General features: G+C 61.4%; 19 protein-coding genes and 1 pseudogene. 12 read left to right on the forward strand and 8 right to left on the reverse strand.

The genetic code is table 11. From position 1 onward, the window contains the following. Positions 1-144: 144 nt before the first annotated feature. On the forward strand, positions 145-537 hold the full coding sequence (locus SB772_RS19055) for a YybH family protein (protein ID WP_410834769.1): 393 nt from the start codon (positions 145-147) through the stop codon (positions 535-537). Positions 538-586: 49 nt separating this feature from the next. On the opposite strand, the gene SB772_RS19060 is transcribed toward SB772_RS19055, so the two are convergent. After that, positions 587-1,072: a hypothetical protein gene (locus SB772_RS19060; protein WP_410834770.1), complete on the reverse strand. Its 486-nt coding sequence runs from the start codon at positions 1,070-1,072 to the stop codon at positions 587-589. A 134-nt stretch (positions 1,073-1,206) separates the two neighbouring features. Next, entirely contained in the window at positions 1,207-1,434 is a 228-nt protein-coding gene (locus tag SB772_RS19065; RefSeq protein WP_410834771.1) for a hypothetical protein, read from the reverse strand. 159 nt (positions 1,435-1,593) lie between these two features. On the opposite strand from SB772_RS19065, the gene SB772_RS19070 reads away from it, so the two are divergent. After that, the gene (locus SB772_RS19070) at positions 1,594-2,904 is read left to right on the forward strand and encodes an MFS transporter (protein WP_410834772.1); all 1,311 of its coding nucleotides are present in this window, start codon (positions 1,594-1,596) and stop codon (positions 2,902-2,904) included. A gap of 41 nt (positions 2,905-2,945) precedes the next feature. Here SB772_RS19070 and SB772_RS19075 read toward each other — a convergent pair whose 3' ends face one another. Then, positions 2,946-3,872, reverse strand: coding sequence for a helix-turn-helix transcriptional regulator (locus tag SB772_RS19075; RefSeq protein WP_410834773.1), 927 nt, complete (start codon positions 3,870-3,872; stop codon positions 2,946-2,948). Positions 3,873-4,218: 346 nt separating this feature from the next. Here SB772_RS19075 and SB772_RS19080 point away from each other — a divergent pair, with 346 nt between their 5' ends. Then, a complete protein-coding gene (locus tag SB772_RS19080; protein ID WP_410834774.1) occupies positions 4,219-4,572 on the forward strand; it encodes a hypothetical protein in 354 nt (117 codons plus the stop codon). A gap of 54 nt (positions 4,573-4,626) precedes the next feature. Here SB772_RS19080 and SB772_RS19085 read toward each other — a convergent pair whose 3' ends face one another. Beyond that, the gene (locus tag SB772_RS19085; RefSeq protein WP_410834775.1) at positions 4,627-5,778 is read right to left on the reverse strand and encodes an acyltransferase family protein; all 1,152 of its coding nucleotides are present in this window, start codon (positions 5,776-5,778) and stop codon (positions 4,627-4,629) included. Positions 5,779-6,350: 572 nt separating this feature from the next. Between SB772_RS19085 and SB772_RS19090 the strand changes: the two genes are divergently transcribed. The 4 genes from SB772_RS19090 (at position 6,351) to SB772_RS19105 (ending at position 10,952) form a co-directional block, all read left to right on the forward strand. Further along, positions 6,351-7,457: an OpgC domain-containing protein gene (locus tag SB772_RS19090; RefSeq protein ID WP_410834776.1), complete on the forward strand. Its 1,107-nt coding sequence runs from the start codon at positions 6,351-6,353 to the stop codon at positions 7,455-7,457. Positions 7,458-7,519: 62 nt separating this feature from the next. Next, a complete protein-coding gene (locus tag SB772_RS19095; RefSeq protein WP_410834857.1) occupies positions 7,520-9,121 on the forward strand; it encodes a tannase/feruloyl esterase family alpha/beta hydrolase in 1,602 nt (533 codons plus the stop codon). Between the two features lie 146 nt (positions 9,122-9,267). Further along, the gene (locus SB772_RS19100; protein ID WP_410834777.1) at positions 9,268-10,194 is read left to right on the forward strand and encodes an ABC transporter ATP-binding protein; all 927 of its coding nucleotides are present in this window, start codon (positions 9,268-9,270) and stop codon (positions 10,192-10,194) included. Next, entirely contained in the window at positions 10,191-10,952 is a 762-nt protein-coding gene (locus tag SB772_RS19105) for an ABC transporter permease (RefSeq protein WP_341316213.1), read from the forward strand. The genes SB772_RS19100 and SB772_RS19105 overlap by 4 nt, the downstream gene beginning before the upstream one ends. A gap of 65 nt (positions 10,953-11,017) precedes the next feature. On the opposite strand, the gene SB772_RS19110 is transcribed toward SB772_RS19105, so the two are convergent. Further along, positions 11,018-12,022 (reverse strand): autoinducer binding domain-containing protein, encoded by a 1,005-nt coding sequence (locus SB772_RS19110; RefSeq protein WP_410834778.1) that lies wholly within the window; start codon positions 12,020-12,022, stop codon positions 11,018-11,020. A gap of 201 nt (positions 12,023-12,223) precedes the next feature. On the opposite strand from SB772_RS19110, the pseudogene SB772_RS19115 reads away from it, so the two are divergent. Beyond that, positions 12,224-12,676, forward strand: a pseudogene (locus tag SB772_RS19115) (helix-turn-helix transcriptional regulator); the annotation flags it as partial. A 461-nt stretch (positions 12,677-13,137) separates the two neighbouring features. Beyond that, on the forward strand, positions 13,138-13,611 hold the full coding sequence (locus SB772_RS19120) for a DUF3830 family protein (RefSeq protein WP_410834779.1): 474 nt from the start codon (positions 13,138-13,140) through the stop codon (positions 13,609-13,611). Here the strand turns inward: SB772_RS19120 and SB772_RS19125 are convergent. The 3 genes from SB772_RS19125 to shiA all read right to left on the reverse strand — a co-directional run bounded on the left by SB772_RS19125 (position 13,604) and on the right by shiA (position 16,896). Continuing rightward, entirely contained in the window at positions 13,604-13,732 is a 129-nt protein-coding gene (locus tag SB772_RS19125) for an oxalate:formate antiporter (protein ID WP_410834780.1), read from the reverse strand. The two genes, SB772_RS19120 and SB772_RS19125, sit on opposite strands and share 8 nt — an antisense overlap. A 10-nt stretch (positions 13,733-13,742) precedes the next feature. After that, the gene (locus SB772_RS19130; RefSeq protein ID WP_410834781.1) at positions 13,743-15,146 is read right to left on the reverse strand and encodes an OFA family MFS transporter; all 1,404 of its coding nucleotides are present in this window, start codon (positions 15,144-15,146) and stop codon (positions 13,743-13,745) included. A 430-nt stretch (positions 15,147-15,576) separates the two neighbouring features. Beyond that, positions 15,577-16,896 (reverse strand): shikimate transporter, encoded by a 1,320-nt coding sequence (gene shiA / locus SB772_RS19135; RefSeq protein ID WP_410834782.1) that lies wholly within the window; start codon positions 16,894-16,896, stop codon positions 15,577-15,579. Between shiA and SB772_RS19140 the strand changes: the two genes are divergently transcribed. The 3 genes from SB772_RS19140 (at position 16,895) to SB772_RS19150 (ending at position 18,183) form a co-directional block, all read left to right on the forward strand. Beyond that, complete coding sequence (locus tag SB772_RS19140) at positions 16,895-17,122, forward strand: hypothetical protein (RefSeq protein WP_410834783.1); 228 nt, start codon at positions 16,895-16,897, stop codon at positions 17,120-17,122. The genes shiA and SB772_RS19140 overlap by 2 nt on opposite strands. A gap of 142 nt (positions 17,123-17,264) precedes the next feature. Next, positions 17,265-17,486 carry a hypothetical protein gene (locus tag SB772_RS19145; protein ID WP_410834858.1) on the forward strand — a complete coding sequence of 74 codons (222 nt, stop codon included), beginning with the start codon at positions 17,265-17,267 and terminating at the stop codon, positions 17,484-17,486. Next, positions 17,464-18,183, forward strand: a complete 720-nt coding sequence (locus SB772_RS19150) for a GntR family transcriptional regulator (RefSeq protein WP_410834784.1) — start codon at positions 17,464-17,466, stop codon at positions 18,181-18,183. Before SB772_RS19145 ends, SB772_RS19150 begins: the two co-directional genes overlap by 23 nt. The last annotated feature ends 194 nt before the right edge of the window (positions 18,184-18,377 follow it).

The following is an 18,377-nucleotide window of genomic DNA, read 5'->3' on the forward strand; positions in this document are numbered from 1 at the left end:
CGGGCCAGTGGATGGAAAGTACCTCAGTACCTCGTCGTTTTCACACGCAATTGAACGCGCCAATGCGAAGCTGCAATTGGTTATCCAACCATGTTGGTGCAATATTCTGCGTATCTTTGAACGGTTGGCGAAAGGGTGGATGACATGACAGACGACGAACGCGCGATCCGCAACCTCGTAGACGCGTGGCTTGGCGCGAGCAAAACTGGCGATTACGCCACCGTGCTGAGCCTGATGTCCGACGATGTCGTGTTCATGGTTCCAGGGCAGGAGCCGTTTGGCAAGGCAGCGTTTGCCGCCGCCATCCGTTCGCAGCCGCAAGTCGAGATTGACTCGCATAGCGAGATCCAGGAGCTCAACGTACTCGGCGACTGGGCATTCCTGCGCAACCGTCTCGAGATCACAATCAAGCCGTCGGGCGCCGACGCTGGCGCAGCGGTGCGCCGCGCGGGGTATACGCTGACGATTCTGCGCAAGGAAGCCGACGGACGCTGGCTGTTAGTGCGCGACGCCAACCTGATGACGGCGCAGATCTGACGCGGGCATGCGCAGCAGTTGCCGTGCCTGGAGCACGCAGATGCGGCCTCTATCGCGTCTCGCTCGTCTCATGCGGCGATTGCCCGACCTGATGCTCATTGCAGACGATTGCCGTGAGTAACATGGGAATCACCTGACGCACGACGGCGTCGCTGCCGGCCTGGCGCGCGCGTGTTTCCACTGTCTCGACCGGCCCCGACACCACGGCACCATAAAGGGGCACGGCAATCGCATCGCCGCTTCCCTTCCTGAAGAGCGTGTCGTCCCGCTCGTAACCGAGGACGGCATAGACGTGAAAGCCGAACACCGTCAGGTCGCTGCCGTGAGTCGGGCGAAACGCGTTGACCGAATTTTTCTCGACCCGCATCGGCTTCGAATCGATAAATTGCCCATCCTGCAGCGACGTAATGAATGTGTGGGGACTCGATGTGCAGTCGAACTCGCTGTCAAGCGCATGGGCGTGCGCCGCGGTCGACCAGAGAGTCGCGCGCAGCGCCGTTAGCGTGACCAGAGCGATGCAAAGGTGCGTTTTCATACCGGATGGGTGAGGACTTGTCCGGTCGCTCGCCGTTTCATGTCGGAAGCCACAATCTCTCATATTCACGGGATTCGTGCCGTCGCGAAGTGTGCGGTGGCCCTCGTTGCGGCGGCGGGAAGCCATATTTTTCGTTAAGACAGCGACGCCAGCATGATCGACAATCTTCGGATATGCGCCTTGAACGCGTCGCTCGCTTCGCGATCGCTTGTGGGGCTCAGGTGTGACGTCTCGGCGAGTTCGACCTGCTCCTGGAAATCGTTGGAGACCTTGCGCCTGATGTCCGGTGGCAACGACCGTACGATAGAGACCAGTAAAGCCTCTTCAGCGTGAATCATGCCCAGAATTGAACGGGTATCCATGCAAGAAACTCCGTTGAAGGCGTGGTGTGTGCAATCTAGCACGATCCGCTTTGTTGGCGCGCGGCGTAAAGTCGTCCACTTCCAGGCCGTTAAGACAGAAAGATCATCGTTCTTGTATCAATCTTCCTGAACACTACAACGAACCCGGCAACCGCGCCCATGCACAACAATGCCACCGGCAAACTGACCAACCTGTCCGGCGCCGAACTCAGGCGGGTCGTCGTGGCGATCGTGATCGGCAACGGCTTCGTTGCGTACGATTTCACGGTTTACAGCTTTTCGGCCGTGCTGATCGGCAACCTTTTCTTTCCGTCCGGCAACCCAGCGTCATCGCTGCTGCTCTCGCTTGCCACCTTCGGCGCCGGCTTTGTGATGCGCCCGATCGGTGCGATCGTGATCGGCCACATCGCCGACAGCCACGGCCGCAAGGCGGGCATGGCCGTATCGCTCACGCTGATGACGCTCGGCACGTGGCTGATCGCGTGCCTGCCCACCTATGCGTCGATCGGTCCCGCAGCGGCGGTGCTGATGGTGCTCGCGCGGCTGATGCAGGGGCTCGCGACAGGCGGGGAAATCGGGCCGGCGGCGGCTTCGCTGATGGAATCGGTCGCGTACCGGCACCGCTGTTTCATGGTGAGCTGGCGCGGCGCGAGCCAGGGTGCGGCCGCATTCGCCGCCGCACTGGTCACGGCGAGCACTACCGCTCTGTTGTCGTCCGCGGCCATGCAAAGTTGGGGATGGCGCATTCCGTTCTTATTGGGCGGCCTGATCGGCCCAGTTGGCTGGTATCTGCGCCGCCGTATGCCCGCGGCCTCGAGGCAGCCGGGGGGGCGGCCGAATCCCGGCCGCCTGTTCGTCGAGCACACGCGCCCGCTCGTTTGCGGCATTCTGATGACATCGGCGACTTCGGTGGGCATTTATGTCACCGTGTTCTACATGCCGTCCTATCTGGTTCGAACTTTGCACCGGCCGCCGGCGATCAGCCTGCTGACCGCCTGTCTCTCGGGACTGGTGATCTTCGTAGTGACCCCGTTGATGGGGCGCACCGCCGATCGGTTCGCGAGCCGCAAGACGCTCCAGTACCTGTTTTTTGTGGCGTCGATGGCGCCGGCATGGCCGGTCTTCTGGTTGCTGACCCACGGCGTGAGCGATCTCGCCGCGCTCGTCATCATCACAGCGTACGTCGCGCTTGCGGTGAACAACGACGGTGCGATTTCGGTGCTGATGATGGAAGCCTTTCCCCCGCATCGGCGCGCGGCAGGCCTTTCCGTGATCTACGGTATTGGCGTCGTTGTGTTCGGCGGATTTTCGCCGTTCTTCGTCACATGGCTCATCAATGTGACGGGCAACCCGATGATCCCGGCGTGGTATCTGATGGCCGCGACCGGACTCACGCTCGTCGCGCTGAACCGGTTTCCCGAGCAGGCGCCGGTGGAGGTTGCCGCATACGCTTCGCAGCCGCCGGCGTAATCGAGTGTCTAATGCGCCGGTTTAGTCGGCCGTTGTCGTCACTACGCCGCATGGCTATGTTGCAGGTTCAGCGCGCGCAGACGCATGTCCTGCGGGCTCATGTCGAAGGCGCGGCGAAACGCGCGCGTGAAATCCGACGCGCTTTGGAAACCGAGTCCGTAAGCAATTTCCATGACCTGTAGATGCGGGAAACGGACCAGTTCGTCCGCCGCTTCCCGCAACCTGCGATTGCGAATGTACGCGCCAAGGCCACCTTCGTGCTCGAACCAGCGGTAGACCGTGGCGCGCTTCAATTGCAGCGCCTGAACGATGCTGGTCGGCGTTAGGTCGCCCTGGTGCAGATTGGCTTCGACGTAACGGCGGACCTGTCCCATCACCGCGGCCTGGAGCGCGGCGCGGTCCTTGCCGGTCAGGCGCGACTCCTTGCGAAACGCCGCGATCAGAAGCTGGGCGCCGGCATTTAACGCGTCGGCGGCGCTGTCCGGGTCGAGCGTCGGCATGTCCAGGGCGACGGCCGCCATGTGATCCATCACGAGGCCGGTCAGCGGCGAGCCCAGCTGGAGGATGCGGCCATGGATCGACGCGCCGTCGCGCAGCGCCTCCTCCACCGTCGACGCCGGCAAGAACAGGCTCAGCAGCCGGCAGGCGGGCCGCTCGACCCGAAACGGCTGGTTCAGATCGAACGCGACGATGCCTTGCACCGAGCCGGGCGCGCTGCGCTTCTTGCGCATGCCCGTCACGTTGCCGATCTCACCCTCCACGAACAACTGAAAGACATACTCCCGGCGATGGTCGGTGGAAACGCGCGCCACCGAGCGTTCCAGCACGATCTCCTCGGTGCGGCAGTCGGTAAACACCGATGCGCCGACCGAATACCTGTCGATGTCTCCGCGGAACCCCTCGGCGACCTGTTGTTTTGACGGCACCACGTCGACCACGTGGCCCACGCGCTCGCGCCAGGCGAGCATTTGCGCGTTGCCCGCCAGCGCGTGTGTGCTGAAACGGCTCGTCGCGATGGCGGCGCGCGGATCGGTTGCAGCAGCAGTAGTGTCGGCTGGGCGATAGGGCTGTGAGCGCTGGTTCATGGGTCCGTTGCAACGAGCGAGGCATGCGGTTCGGGCAAGGAGGCCGCGGCGAGCGCAATTTTAACGCTCCGCCGCCTGGAACTGAGACGTATGGTAAAGCCTGACAAAAAAGCCGCGCTATCGTCCAACGACAAGATGCAGATCGTTTTCGCTGGCGGCGCGGCAATCCAGTGCATCCGCGCCCCGTTTTGAAAGCGCAATTGCGCGTTGGAAAGAGCGCCGCCTTGCTGTGCGCGGCGCCATCGAGGCGAATGCCGTAGGCATCGTCTGTCTGGCCAATCAACGGGGTACGAAAATAATGAACGGCACGAACAATCAACCGGGCGCGGGGCGCGGCGGAAGGCGTCCGGCCAGCATGGTGGACAGCCAGTTGGAGCATCTTGAGGGCATGATCCAGTACCTGACGCGTGGGGACGCGGACAGCGCTGGACAGCGGCTGCACCGTGAGTATTGGGAAAAGCGCATACGCGCGCTGGAAGAAACGCACGACCTGGTTGCCATCCAGCGTCGCCGCATCATCACGCTTCTCGACCGGCTGCAGCGGGAAGCGCATATCGCGGTGCGGCGCCGCACGGTGGCCTGAATCGGGTGACAGAGCAGATGGCGGTAACCGGGGTGAGCAGCGAGGAGACCAACTTCAACGCCCCCGGGGCTCGGCGCGCCGAGCCACAAAGCCACGCCGAGCCGTCTGCGCAGCGGCACCACTCACCCCTTTGGGGCCCTTAAACCTCAGAAGAGGTTCCTCAATCCACCGCCAGGACAAACCGGCAATCGCCAGCGAAATAAAAAACGACGCACCAATGCCAACAGCATGTGCCCATCCCGGCACGGCACCGCCGAACAACACCGCTGCATGATGATTCCGCGTCAAATCCGGAATGAGATTGTGATAAAGATAAAACCCATAACTGATACGCCCAAAACTCACGAGCCAGCGGGTCTCCAGCAACCGAATCACCACAGCACTCCGGCAACAGGCAATCGAACACACGAGCGCCGCGATGCAAACCCCATACAAAGCACTGACAACCGTAAACTCGGCAGAACTGCTGAACCGACTCCACACCGGCTCCGCCGCACAAAAAACCACAAGGCAAACACTCAAAATAAACGGTGTCACGCCATATCCCAGCACAGCCCGCAAGCGGCTCTCTTTGTCTGCAATCAGCAGGCCTCCAATCCCGCCTGATGCCAGCAGCCAGAAGTTAGTCAGCGGATGCGTATAGATCGTGATCTCGTGCCAGTGCGCCGCGCGCATCGCCAGCAATGAAGCAAGCCCAACCGCGACAATCACAACGCACACTGCACGATGCCAGCGCGCAGCGATCAACAGCAACAACGGTGCCAACACCAGATAAAACTGCTCCTCGATCGCCAGGCTCCATAGATGCGAGTAACGCCCCGGCCAGTAATGTAGTACCGAGCCGATCCAGAGGTTCGACAGATAAGCGAAATGAAACGGCATGCCGCTAGCCAGTTCGGGGTTAGCGATGCCGAACGCCATCAGCACGGACATCACCACCAGCATCAGGTAATAAATCGGAAATATGCGCAACGTGCGGCGAAACAGGAAACGCTTCAGCTCGGCAGCAAAGCGGCTGGCGCCGCGTTCGATACGCGTACGCTGCGCAGACAGAATGCCGATAATCAGAAAGCCGCTCAGCGCGAAGAAAATCCACACGCCGAGATGGCCGACCTCGCCGAAGTCGCCAAACAGGCGGTGCTGAAAAAACACCATCAGGACCGCGATCGCGCGCAATCCGTCGAAGCCGGCAATCCTGTTGTTCATGTGGTCGTCTTGCAGAGCAACGGCAGCGCGCGAGGCGTCGCCGTTCAGGGTAGTAGTGGAAGGACCGGCGCGCATCGTGACGGCAAAGTCAGCAATGGCAAATAGAGGACGCCGCGAGGACGCTCAAAGGTCCAACCGATCGAAGACCGGGCCGGCGGCGTGTCCGGTCCACATGAATGGCCGCCGTCGAGAGGGGACATCGCTCGAACGTGCGATGTCCCACAGGCGTCCATGAATCCATCCTACGCATGAAAAAATGCGAAAAAAATCGCCCATCGCACTCAGCGATTTTTTTCGGCGGTTATTACCTGCATGTCTCTCGCATTGCCCATCGAAAGCCGAAAAAATTTCCGTGCGATCGAATGCCGAATAATTCAGCATTACCGCACGCCGACAGCCAGGTTTCATATCACTGCCAATGCATGCGCACTTAAAGGGCGGTTGTCAGCGCATGTCGAGGTACTGCACGCCATTGGCGGGAACGTTCTATTGTGGTGGCGTTCCTATGTGAAACAGCGGTTTAAAACGGAATCACCCGGCGCATCGGACCTGCGCCATCTGCGAGAACCCGAATGGAATCACGCCGTGGACGCTCGATCGAAGTGGATTTCTTCCGCGGTATCGTGCTGATCGTCATCGTACTGGACCACATTCCTGGCAGCGCGCTGTCGCATCTGATGCTGCACGCCTATGCGTTGTGCGATTCAGCCGAAGTGTTCGTGTTTCTCGGCGGCTATGCGTCAGCGGCCGCCTATACGGCCGTGCTCGCGCGCCGCGGCGAGAAAGCGGCGAAGATGCGTTTCGTCAAACGTTGCTGGGAAATCTATCGCGCCTATTTGCTGACCGCCGTATTGACGCTATTGTCCGGCGCCATCCTCGCGACGCTGCATCTGAATCCGCCAATGGTCGATCTGTCCGGCTGGGCGACGTTCGCCGTGCAGCCGCTGCGCGAAGCGCTCGATATCGCCATGTTGCGGCGTCAGCCGTATCTGTCGAGCGTGCTGCCCATGTACGTGATCTTCGCGCTGTGCGTGCCGTTCGCGGTGCCGCTGGTGCGCCGTTCAGCGCCGCTGGCGCTTGGGCTCAGTGTGGCGATCTGGGCGCTTGCCCGGCCGCTGGCCGCGCTATTCAGCATTGACGACGTGGCCGACTGGGCTTTTAATCCGTTTGCGTGGCAACTGATGTTCGCGCTCGGGATGCTGTGCCGGTTGCAGCCCGTTAGCGAGTGCTTTCACGCGGCCCGCACCGCTCGCTGGCTCACGTGGGTTGCGGCGATCGCGGTGCTGGCGTTCGCCATCGTTAAACTCTTCGTGCTGACGCAACCGCTGCCCGGCACGCTTAAACAAAACCTTTCCATGGACCGGGTGATCAACTTCGCCGTCATCGCCTGGCTCGCTGCGCAGTTCGTGCGCACGGGCAGCATCGCGCGGCTCGCGCAACGGCTGCCCGCGGTCGTGACGGTCGGCCGTACCGGGCTCGTGTGTTTCGTTACCGGGACGCTGGTGTCGTTGATCGTCGATACCGCGACGCCGCGTACATTTCACGGCTTCGGCGGTACGCTGGTCGGACTCGGCGGCGATCTGGTCGCAATCGGCGCCGTGCTGATGATCGCGCGTGGCTGGCACGGCTGGAGGGGGCCGCAGTCGCGCACGGCGGCCAATGGCGCAGGTTGCGGATGAGGGCGCGTTCGCGCCGCACGCGCACACAAGCTTCACGCACGCTCATCACGGTCGTCAGCGCGATGCTATGGCTGAGCGCTGCCAAGGCGTTCGGCGCGCCCAGCGAAGCGCCGCTCGCGATGCGTTGCGCGGAATTCGCCGGCGCCGTGTTGCCGCCCGAACTCATCGCGATGCCCACCGCCGGCGTGCAGATCGAAAGCGCGGCGATGGTAGGCGCGACCGCGCCCGGCAATCAGCAAGGCGGCGAATATTGCCGCATCACCGGCCGCATCAAAGGGCTCGACGCGAGCACACCCGATATCCGTTTCGACCTGAATCTGCCGCGCCGCTGGAATGGCCGCGCGCTGCAGATCGGCGGCGGCGGGTACAACGGCGTGGTGGTCAGCGGCACTGGCGTGATGCCGTTTTCGCCGGATCGTGCACCGCTCGCGCAAGGCTATGCGACTTTCGGCGACGACTCGGGTCACGTGGGGGATTCGTCGCTCGCGATCTTCGGGCTGGTCGACGAAGCGGTGACGAATTTCGGCTACGCGCATCTGAAGAAGACACATGACGCGGCGCTTGCACTCATTGCGCGCGCCTATGGCCGGCCGCCACAACGGATGTACTTCGCCGGCGGTTCGACCGGCGGACGCGAAGGCTACACGGTGATGCAGCGCTTTCCGGACGACTACGACGGCGTGATCGGCAATTCGCCCGCGCTCAATTTTTCCGGCGTCCGTCTGCTCGGCGTGAAACTCGGGCGGGCCGAATACGCCACGCGCGGCGGTTTCATTCCACCGCAGTTGCTCGAGCACGTGTATCAGCGGACGCTGGCGGTGTGCGACCGGCTCGACGGCGCGGTGGACGGTATCGTCAGCGACGTCGCCGCATGCCGCGAGCACGAAGCGGAAATCATCGCCTCATTGCGCTGCGCCGGACACCGGCCGTCGCACGATGAATGCTTCAGCGAGGCGCAGCTGTCCACCTTGCTGGTGATGCGCGACGGTCTGTCGTTGCCATACCGGCTGGCGTGGGACGTCAGCCGCTATCACGGCTACAACGTATTTCAGGGTACCCGTCTGACCAGCATGCTCGGGCTCGGGCGTCGACCCGACCGGCTGCCAGAGCCGACCTTCCTGGCCAACGGCTACCTGTTCGCGCAAGGCGACGGCTACGTCCGCTATTTCGTCGCGCGCGACGCGAGTTTCGATTCGCTCACATTCGACCCGCGGCATCCGGGGAAATATCGCGCTCAACTGTTCGCGCTATCACAGACGATCGGCGCGATGAACACCGACCTGACGCGCTATATCGCACGCGGAGGCAAGCTCATCACGCTGCAAGGCCTCGCCGACGAAGTCATCAGCCCGAATCAGACGATCGCCTACCATGAAGCGCTGATCGATCGCTTCGGCATCGACCAGGTCAATGCGTTCATGCGGCTTTATATGGTGCCGGGTTTTCAGCACGGCAGCGGCGTGTTCATTCCGTCGGTGGATCTGCTCGGCGCGCTCGACAACTGGGTGACGCGTGGCGCGGCGCCTGAAACACTGATCGCGACCGACATTGCCGCGGCGACCAACGGGCGCTCGCGTCCGTTGTGCCGCTATCCGCTGTTCCCACGTTATGTGGGCAAGGGCCATCTGAATCTCGCCAGCAGTTTCGTGTGCGCGCAACCGTGAGGGCGGGGTGAGCAGGGCCCGCGCGTTTTTAAAGTAAAACAACGACGCGCTGCACGTTTTCCCTCTTTCATTTACATTGCGGGTGCGGTCGCGCATTCGCACCGCCTCCTTCCAATCCAATACCGGTGTCTGCCATCGTCGAATCCATGCAGCCAATCGTCTCGGTTACGAATCTTTCAAAAACCTATGCCACGGGTTTTCACGCACTCAAAAACATCAATCTGGCGATTCGCCGCGGAGAAATCTTCGCTTTGCTCGGCCCGAACGGCGCGGGCAAAACCACGCTGATCAGCATCATCTGCGGTATCGTCAAGGCGAGCGAAGGCAGCGTGACGGTGGACGGCCGCGATATCGCGGCCGACTACCGTGGCGCGCGTTCGATGATCGGTCTGGTGCCGCAGGAACTTACCACCGACTCGTTCGAAACCGTCTGGGCGACCGTCTCGTTCAGCCGCGGATTGTTCGGCAAGCCGAAAAATCCCGCTTACGTTGAAAAGGTATTGCGCGATTTGTCGCTGTGGGAAAAGCGCAATAGCAAGATCATTACGTTGTCGGGCGGCATGAAGCGGCGCGTGCTGATTGCGAAGGCGCTCTCGCACGAGCCGCGCGTGCTGTTTCTCGACGAACCCACCGCCGGTGTCGATGTCGAATTGCGGCGCGATATGTGGAAGCTGGTGCGCTCGCTCGCCGCGAGCGGCGTGACGATCATCCTCACCACCCACTATATCGATGAAGCCGAGGAAATGGCCGACCGCATCGGCGTGATCAACGCGGGCGAGATCATGCTGGTCGAAGAGAAAACGGAGCTGATGCGCAAGCTCGGCAAGAAGCAGTTGACGTTGCAGCTGGATAGTCCGTTGGAGCTGGTACCGCCGACACTGAGCGGATATGGCCTGGATGTCGCGAAGGGCGGCAACGAACTGATTTACACGTATGAAGGCGACGGCGGCCGCACCGACATCATCGCGTTGCTCAAAGCGCTCGACGATGCCGGCATCCGTTTCAAGGACCTGCATACCACGCAAAGTTCGCTCGAAGACATCTTTGTCAGTCTGCTCCGAGGTGATCAATGAATCTTTACGCAATTCGCGCGATCTACAAGTTCGAAATGGCGCGCACGTGGCGCACGTTGATGCAAAGCATCATCGCGCCGGTGATTTCTACTTCGCTTTACTTCGTCGTGTTCGGGGCCGCAATCGGTTCGCGTATCAAGGAAGTGGACGGGATCAGTTACGGCGCGTTCATCGTGCCGGGATTGATCATGCTCTCGCTGCTGTCGCAAAGCATTTCGAACGCATCGTTCGGGATTTACTTTCCGCGCTTCACCGGGACGATCTATGAGTTGCTGTCGGCGCCGGTTTCGTATCTGGAGATCGTCGTGAGCTACGTGGGTGCCGCAGCGACAAAGTCGATTCTGCTTGGCCTGATCATTCTCGCGACCGCAGGACTATTCGTGCCGTTGCAAGTGCAGCACCCGTTCTGGATGATCCTGTTTCTCGTGCTGACCGCGGTGACCTTCAGTCTGTTCGGGTTCATCATCGGCATCTGGGCCGATAGCTTCGAGAAGCTGCAACTCGTGCCGCTGCTGATCATCACGCCGCTGACGTTTCTCGGCGGCAGTTTCTATGCAGTTAACATGTTGCCGCCGTTCTGGAAGGTCGTGACGCTGTTCAATCCGATCGTCTATCTGGTCAGCGGCTTTCGCTGGAGCTTCTACGGTATCGCCGATGTGAATGTCGGCGTGAGCCTTGGCATGACCGCGGTATTTCTCGCGGTGTTTCTGGCGATCGTCGCGTGGATCTTCAAGACGGGCTATCGTCTCAAGTCCTGATGGCCTGCCGTGCGCATTGCGTGCTGACCGGCGCCGCCGGTCGGCACTCGATGCGCACTCGGCCATCACGACACATATCCCTGCGCGACATTGATCAACTGCACGCGATTGCGCACGTTGAACAATTGCCGCAGCCGGCGCAGATGGTAGTCGACGTTGTGCGGCGACAGCCCGAGGAAGTAGGCGATTTCCTTGTCGCGCTGTCCTTGCACGACCGCCTTCAGCACCGCATGCTGCAAGTCGCTCAGCGTGACGCGCTGCTGCTGCGCGGGCGCAATGCCGATCACGCTTTTCGCATGCGTCCAGATGAATTCGTGGATCGTGTGCGCGAACATTAGCGTTTCGGCCACGATCGATTCGGTCATCCAGCGCGGGTTGGCGATCGCCGAGTTGAAGCACAGGCTCGCGCTCAGTTCCGGCTCGGGTAGCGGCATCTGCGTGAGAATCCCGCTTTTGCGGCCGGTCGCCTCCAGCAAGTCGATCAGCCCGCACAGCCGCTCGCTGCGCATTTGCGCACGCGGCAGGTCGGCGCGCATGTCGACCGTGTTCCACAAAAAAGGCAGGCCGGTCGGCGACGCGAGCGCGACGCGCGGATCGAGTTCGAAATAACGCTCGCGGAAATAACGCGTGAGCCACGTCTGCGACTCGTAGCTGGTCAGCACGAACATCGTCTTGTGATGCGCGGTGGTGCGCGTGGCCGAATAGCTGAACGAGTCGAAGCCGAGCTGTTTGATGCGCTGCCGGACGAATTCGATGCGGTCCCGCGCACTGCCAAAACGCACCAATGGACTGATGATGGGCATGGCCCGCCGCGCGGCAGGCGAGGGCGTGCCAATTTCCTCCTCGGTGAAGAGCGTGAGAAAGCCGGCCGGCACCATGCCTGACGATGCCGTGCGGGCTGGCGCCCTGGTTGCTTCAGCCGCGTGGGCTGAGTTCTCCGGTCGCCGCGCGTCGGCCGGGTAAGCCGATTGTGCGGTAACCGCTGAGTTGTAAGTTGCCGACGCCTGGCCGGCTTCGCCTTGCGGCGAACCGGTCAGCCAGTGCGGCAGCGTATCGCATTCGTGTTCCATGAAACGGTAGCTCCGGCGTTCGAAACGCGTGATGGACGACAACCAGGATGATTAACTATTTCCAAATATTACGGTAGCCGGTTCCTTGCTATCATTTTTGAGATCTTGCGCTGACAGCTTGTGAACGGCGCAGGACCCGTAGGGTTCTCTTTTGCGTGCGGCATATTCCAGGAGACGCGATGGCAAGAATTCCAAAGCTGACAACGCAGCCTGATCGACAGCGTGGCCGACCAGATGGAATTGGGCGGTTCACGCGAGTTGTCGCTGGGCGACGCCATGCAGCTTCACGATCCGCTGATCGCGGTGATGCTCGATGCATTGCATCGAGCTGCCAGCGAACCGGCCGACTCGCGTCTTTACGTCGACGCGCTGGCCCACGCGCTTGCCGCACATCTGGCGATCAGCGAACTGGCCGCGCATGCCGGACTCAGCAGTTTTCACTTTGCGCGCGTGTTCCGCCGCGAGACTGGCGAAACGCCACATCAATTCGTCACGCGCTTGCGGCTCGAGGAAGCAGCGAGGCTGCTGCGCGCTACCGATCAGACAGTGCTGCACATTGCGATAGCGGTGGGTTTCGAGAATGCCAGTCATTTCTCCGTGCAGTTCAAGCGTGGCTACGGTGTGACGCCGCTTGCTTACCGGTTGCGCGGCTGAGATCTACGGTTTGCGCGGCGGGCAGGGCTGGATGAGAACCCGCGACCGCCAGCCAGCAACACCGCTGCTGCTGACGTGGCCTGGATGCTCCTCGGCGTAAGCATTGTGCGGCGCGGGAAGATGTCGCAAGCCAAGGCGCGGAACGTATCGCCAGGGGCCGAGGGGATCATCGAGTGGAAAGCCCGATGAGCCGCCATGGCGGCAATCACACACTTTTCGAAGTGTGCTGCGCATTGCGTGGCTTGCAAACTACGAACTTTCGGGGAGGACGCGAGGGGAGAGTTGGCACCTGCTGGCCTCGATGCTGCTTACCCGTTCTTTTTTCAACTGGCCTGACCGGATGCGCGGCAAGTGTATCTGTCGAAGGCGCGCACCGGCCGACAGAATATCGCGCCAACGGCTTGGCCCCGCCGGCGTCTGACCGACCACTCCATTCAACCCGTTACACCGGATACCCAGCGATGACCCAACTTCGAATCACTTCATGCGGCCATGTGTTTACCGCCGAAACCCATCCGGACGCGCCGCAAACCGTGGCGGCCTTCCTGAAACTGCTGCCGTACCGCCAGCAGATCATCCACGTGCGCTGGAGCGGTGAGGGTTGCTGGGTGCCGCTCGGCGACTTCAAGCTGGAAAACGACGGCGCGGCGGTCGGCTTCGAGAATCACACGAGCCACCCGTCGGTCGGCGACATCCTGTTCTACCCGGGCGGCTATAGCGAAACGGAGATCATCCTCGCGTATGGCTCGTGCTGCTTTGCGAGCAAGCTGGGGCAGCTCGCGGGCAATCACTTCCTGACCATTGTCGAAGGTAAGGAGAAGCTGCGTGAACTCGGCACCAAGGTGCTGTGGGAAGGCGCGCAGGATGTGCTGTTCGAGAAGATCCAGGCGGTAGCCGCGCCGGGCTCGCGCGGCGATGTTCAAACACTTACCTGAACAGTTTCATCGCTTGCGAGAGGGTATTCACCACGCCCCATGCCAGCGGCATCGTCACATACAGCCAGAAGACGGCGAGTTTGACCTTGTTGGCCGGATGAACGGCTTGAGTGGTCGACATACGAGTCTCCTTAGGCGCCTTTAGCGAGTTGTGCATCGGTCATGTGGTGCTTGTCGGCCACACGCTGGACCAGCAGATTGCAGACGAAACCGATCACCAGCAGCACGACCATGATGTGAATCGTCATCGTGTAGGCATCTGCTTTTGCAACGCCGTGCGCCACTTGATACGCGCGGATGTAATTCACCAGCACCGGACCTGCCACGCCCGCCGCGGCCCATGCGGTCAACAGCCGGCCGTGAATGCCGCCGACAAACGCTGTGCCGAACATGTCCGCGAGATACGCGGGCACCGTCGAGAAGCCGCCGCCGTACATCGACAGGATCACGCAGTAAGCGAGCACGAACAGCGCGATCTGGCCCGAAGCGGCGAAGCCCGGCACGAGGTAGTACAACACTGCGCCGAGCGCGAAGAAGATAAAGTAGGTGTTCTTGCGGCCGATCCAGTCAGAAGCCGACGCCCACACAAAACGGCCGCCCATGTTGAACAACGACAGCAAGCCGACGAAACCGGCTGCCGCGGCTGCCGTCACGGTGTCCTTGAAACTCTCCTGAATCATCACCGACGCCTGGCCGAGAATGCCGATGCCGGCCGTCACGTTCAGGAACAGCACCAGCCAGATCAGATAGAACTGCGGCGTCTTCAGCGCCTGGTCGATATGCACGTGGTTGCGCGAAATCATCTTCTTCTGATTGGTCGCGGGCGGCGTCCAGCCGGCCGGTTTCCAGTCGGCGGGCGGCACGCGGATCGCCAGTGCGCCGATCGACATCGAGATGAAGTACGCGATGCCGAGCACGACGAAGGTCTCGGCTACGCCGCCGCTGGTTTCGCTGCGGAAGTGGTTCATCAGCGCCACGGAGAGCGGCGCGGCGATCATCGCGCCGCCGCCGAAGCCCATGATCGCCATGCCGGTCGCCATGCCGCGGCGGTCCGGGAACCAGCGGATCAGCGTCGACACCGGCGAGACATAGCCGAGGCCGAGTCCGATGCCGCCGATCACGCCGTAGCCGAGATACAGCAACGCGATCTGATGCAGATGCGCGCCGAGCGCGGACACCAGAAAGCCGCCGCCGAAGCAGCATGCAGCGGTGAACATCGTGCGGCGCGGACCGACGTGTTCAAGCCACTTGCCGGCAAACGCCGCCGACAAACCGAGAAACACGATCGCCAGCGAAAAGATCCAGCCAAGCGAAGTCAGCGACCAGTCGTTCGCGGTGGATTGCGTGATGCCGATGACTTTGGTCAGCGGACCGTTGAACACGGAAAAGGCGTACGCCTGGCCGATACAGAGGTGGACGGCGAGCGCCGCGGGCGGAACCATCCAGCGCGAAAACCCCGGTTGCGCGACGGTGGCCTGTTTGGAAAAGAATGGGGCAGAGCCTTGATTGCCGCTTGGCTCAGTGATGCTGCTCATGGTCGGTCTCCGCGGGCGAATACTTTGTTATCGGCGCCTAAAACAAATGCTTGAGGCGTCGTGGTGTAAAAGTTACGTGTGTCGACGCGGCCCAAAATATGTTTATTAATTTCATATGGCGCGTACATATTTGTGGTCGGCGCTTATCCGGACGAACGATAGGGCGCGCAATCCGGCTTTGCAATATGAGATGTAAATGCATAATGAATAACCTGCGTGACATGCAACCGTCATTCGGTTTGAGACAACGCAGCGCTAATTCACGATGGGGCGACTGCCGAACGGCGCGCAAATGGAAGACCGGAACCGGTAAGAAGGAGAGACAGGTAAAAGAAAAGGGCTCGACTACAAGAAATCCGGCGCCGGAAACAAAGCGGGCCGGCAGTGGCAACCTCGCCACGCCGGCCCGCTGCAACAGCCGAGGCCCGGATCAGACGACCGTGCGTCCGGTCTTCATCTTTGCCGCCACCAGTACCGAGACCAGGCAACCGATCGCCAGATAAGCCGCCACCGGATGCCACGAGCCACCGGCAAAGCTGACCAGCGCCACCGCGATAAACGGCGTGAAGCCGCCGCCGACCACGCTTGCCACCTGATAACCGACACCCGCGCCGCTGTAGCGATACTCGGTGCCGAACAGTTCGGTGAACATCGGTTGCTGCACGCTGACCACCATGTCGTGCGCGACATTGGCGAGCATCACGGCGAAGATCACGATCCACACCGTCGAACGCGCGTCCAGCGCGAGGAAGAACGGCACCGCGCTGAACATGCCGATCAGCGCGCCGACGATATACACGCGCCGCCGGCCGAAGCGGTCCGCGAGCCACGCAAAACAGGGAATCGTCACGCAGCTCACCGCGCCGACCAGCAGGCCGATCGACAGAAAGAACTCGCGCGGCATGTGCAGATTCGCCGTCGAGTAGTTCAGGGCGAATGCGGTCACGATATACATCGTAAACAGCTCGGCAAGACGCAGCGCAATGATCAGCAGGAACGCCTTCGGATGCTGCAGCAACGCTTCGACGATCGGCAGCCGCACGCTGCGTTCTCCGTGCGCGCCGACTTTCTCGACGAACTCCTGCGACTCCTCCATGCTCGAGCGGATCCACAGCGCGATCAGCACCAGCACGACGCTGAACAGAAACGGCAGACGCCAGCCCCAGCTCAGGAACAACGCGTTGTCCATCGAACGGCTGATGATCGTGACCAGTCCGGTCGAGAGCACGAGGCCCACGCCGTAGCCGACCTGCACACCGCTGCTGTAGAACGCCTTTTTCTTCTCCGGCGCGCTTTCGACGGCCATCAACGCCGCGCCGCCCCATTCGCCGCCCACTGCGAAGCCCTGGATCGCACGCAACGTCACGAGCAGCACCGGCGCCCACCAGCCGATGCTGGAGAAAGCCGGCAGCAGACCGATCGCCGCGGTGGACAGGCCCATCATCATCACGGTCAGCACCAGCATGCGCTTGCGGCCGAGCCGGTCGCCGTAATGGCCGAACACGAAGCCGCCGAGCGGGCGGAACAGGAAACCGACGCCAAAGGTGGCGAACGCGGCGAGCGTGCCCATCGCCGGACTGACCTTCGGGAAGAACTCAGCATTGAAGACGAGCGCGGCGACAATGCCGTACAGAAGAAAGTCGTACCAGTCGACGACCGCGCCGACAAAGCTGCCGAGCGCCGCTTTGCGGGCCCGGCTGCGCGCCGTGCGATTGTCGACCAATGCGGCTGTCGGGATGGCGGTAATCATGACGGTGTCTCCTTCGGAACGCTTTGGCTGTTTGTCTGGGGCGGCGCGGCTGATGCTGAGCGCCGGATTCTACCGACCCGTTGCAGGATGTCCGAAGGTTAATGACGTGCCGCTGATCCGACAATCCGCATTCGATGCGAATTGCGCGATCAGCGATCGCGTCTGCGCGAATAGCGCGCGTTTTGCGCGTTTACACCAAGCTTCCGCTGATCTGGATATGCAGTGAACCGTGAGCGGCCCGACCGTGCTACCGTGAGTGTGCAATCCTAAAACAACAGCTGCTGATATATTGAATACGAAATATTGATTTGTGCGGCGTTGCAGCATATGATTGGGGTATCTACTTACTCAATCATTCGGAGTTACAAATGGAACTTGTTCCTCTCCTGCTGCTTGCCGTTGCGTTTGTTGGTCTGGGCTCTGCCGCCACCGTTCTGCTGACCCGCTGGATTCCGCAGCCGGTTGCGCAGCTTGCAGCGCAACATGGCCGGTTCGTCGGTCTCGGCGAACAACGTGCGTTTGCATCGGCGGCGCCGTATCGTGCGCATGTTCAACAAGAGGCGATGAATGTCGTCAGAACTTCAAACTGAAGCAGTGGCCACACCGTTGACGTTGTCATTGCAGCCGATCGGCGCAAGCGCGAGCTTGCGCGATCAGGCGTACGCCATGCTCCGCCAGGCGATTGCCGACGCGGACATCTACCAGACACACGAAGAGATTCGCCTCGACGAACGCGTGCTGAGCGAGTCGCTCGGCGTGAGCCGCACGCCGGTACGCGAGGCGATGACGCTGCTCGAACAGGAAGGCTTTTTACGCATGGTGCCGCGCCGCGGTATCTATATCGTGCGCAAGAGCAAGCGCGAAATCGTCGAAATGATCCAGATGTGGGCCGCGCTGGAAAGCATGGCGGCGCGTCTTGCCACGCTGCACGCCACGGACGAGGAAATCGCCCGTCTGCGCCACATGTTCGACAATTTCCGCGACGCCACGCCGGCCGAGCACATCGCCGAATACTCGGACGCCAACATTGCGTTTCACCAGGCGATCGTGGAGTTGTCGAAGTCGCAGATCATTCTCGACACGATCAAGAACATCTTTATCCACGTGCGGGCGATTCGCCGCATGACCATTTCGCAGAGCGACCGCGCGTCGCGCTCGATCGTTGATCACCTGCGCATCATCGAGGCGCTGGAACAGCGCGATACCGAACTGGCTGAGCGGCTCGTGCGCCAGCATTCGCTCGATCTCGCGGCATTCGTCGAAGCGAATTGCGATTTTCTGGATTGACGCCTGCTCAGGTGCTCGATTCGGCGTTGCGGATATAAAAGGCCTGCGGTGATGAAACCACCGCGGGCCTTTCTGTTTTTGCTGGCTCAACCGCCCGGGCCGGAGCCTCCTCGCCAGGCTGGGCGGGTAAACCGTGCTTGACGGCCCGTGAAATATGGTATGTGATATATCAAATTCCACGAGGAGGCAACGAC

Source organism: Paraburkholderia sp. SIMBA_030, from assembly GCF_046535245.1.
Lineage (GTDB): Bacteria > Pseudomonadota > Gammaproteobacteria > Burkholderiales > Burkholderiaceae > Paraburkholderia.

Excerpts from the sequence above, each read along its gene's own strand:
- SB772_RS19055 (WP_410834769.1), top strand. The coding sequence starts at position 145 with ATGACAGACGACGAACGCGCGATCCGCAACCTCGTAGACGCGTGGCTT.
- SB772_RS19060 (WP_410834770.1), bottom strand. The coding sequence starts at position 1,072 with ATGAAAACGCACCTTTGCATCGCTCTGGTCACGCTAACGGCGCTGCGC.
- SB772_RS19065 (WP_410834771.1), bottom strand. The coding sequence starts at position 1,434 with ATGGATACCCGTTCAATTCTGGGCATGATTCACGCTGAAGAGGCTTTA.
- SB772_RS19070 (WP_410834772.1), top strand. The coding sequence starts at position 1,594 with ATGCACAACAATGCCACCGGCAAACTGACCAACCTGTCCGGCGCCGAA.
- SB772_RS19075 (WP_410834773.1), bottom strand. The coding sequence starts at position 3,872 with ATGCTCGCCTGGCGCGAGCGCGTGGGCCACGTGGTCGACGTGGTGCCG.
- SB772_RS19085 (WP_410834775.1), bottom strand. The coding sequence starts at position 5,778 with ATGAACAACAGGATTGCCGGCTTCGACGGATTGCGCGCGATCGCGGTC.
- SB772_RS19090 (WP_410834776.1), top strand. The coding sequence starts at position 6,351 with ATGGAATCACGCCGTGGACGCTCGATCGAAGTGGATTTCTTCCGCGGT.
- SB772_RS19095 (WP_410834857.1), top strand. The coding sequence starts at position 7,520 with ATGCTATGGCTGAGCGCTGCCAAGGCGTTCGGCGCGCCCAGCGAAGCG.
- SB772_RS19100 (WP_410834777.1), top strand. The coding sequence starts at position 9,268 with ATGCAGCCAATCGTCTCGGTTACGAATCTTTCAAAAACCTATGCCACG.
- SB772_RS19105 (WP_341316213.1), top strand. The coding sequence starts at position 10,191 with ATGAATCTTTACGCAATTCGCGCGATCTACAAGTTCGAAATGGCGCGC.
- SB772_RS19110 (WP_410834778.1), bottom strand. The coding sequence starts at position 12,022 with ATGGAACACGAATGCGATACGCTGCCGCACTGGCTGACCGGTTCGCCG.
- SB772_RS19120 (WP_410834779.1), top strand. The coding sequence starts at position 13,138 with ATGACCCAACTTCGAATCACTTCATGCGGCCATGTGTTTACCGCCGAA.
- SB772_RS19125 (WP_410834780.1), bottom strand. The coding sequence starts at position 13,732 with ATGTCGACCACTCAAGCCGTTCATCCGGCCAACAAGGTCAAACTCGCC.
- SB772_RS19130 (WP_410834781.1), bottom strand. The coding sequence starts at position 15,146 with ATGAGCAGCATCACTGAGCCAAGCGGCAATCAAGGCTCTGCCCCATTC.
- SB772_RS19140 (WP_410834783.1), top strand. The coding sequence starts at position 16,895 with ATGACGGTGTCTCCTTCGGAACGCTTTGGCTGTTTGTCTGGGGCGGCG.
- shiA (WP_410834782.1), bottom strand. The coding sequence starts at position 16,896 with ATGATTACCGCCATCCCGACAGCCGCATTGGTCGACAATCGCACGGCG.
- SB772_RS19145 (WP_410834858.1), top strand. The coding sequence starts at position 17,265 with ATGGAACTTGTTCCTCTCCTGCTGCTTGCCGTTGCGTTTGTTGGTCTG.
- SB772_RS19150 (WP_410834784.1), top strand. The coding sequence starts at position 17,464 with ATGTCGTCAGAACTTCAAACTGAAGCAGTGGCCACACCGTTGACGTTG.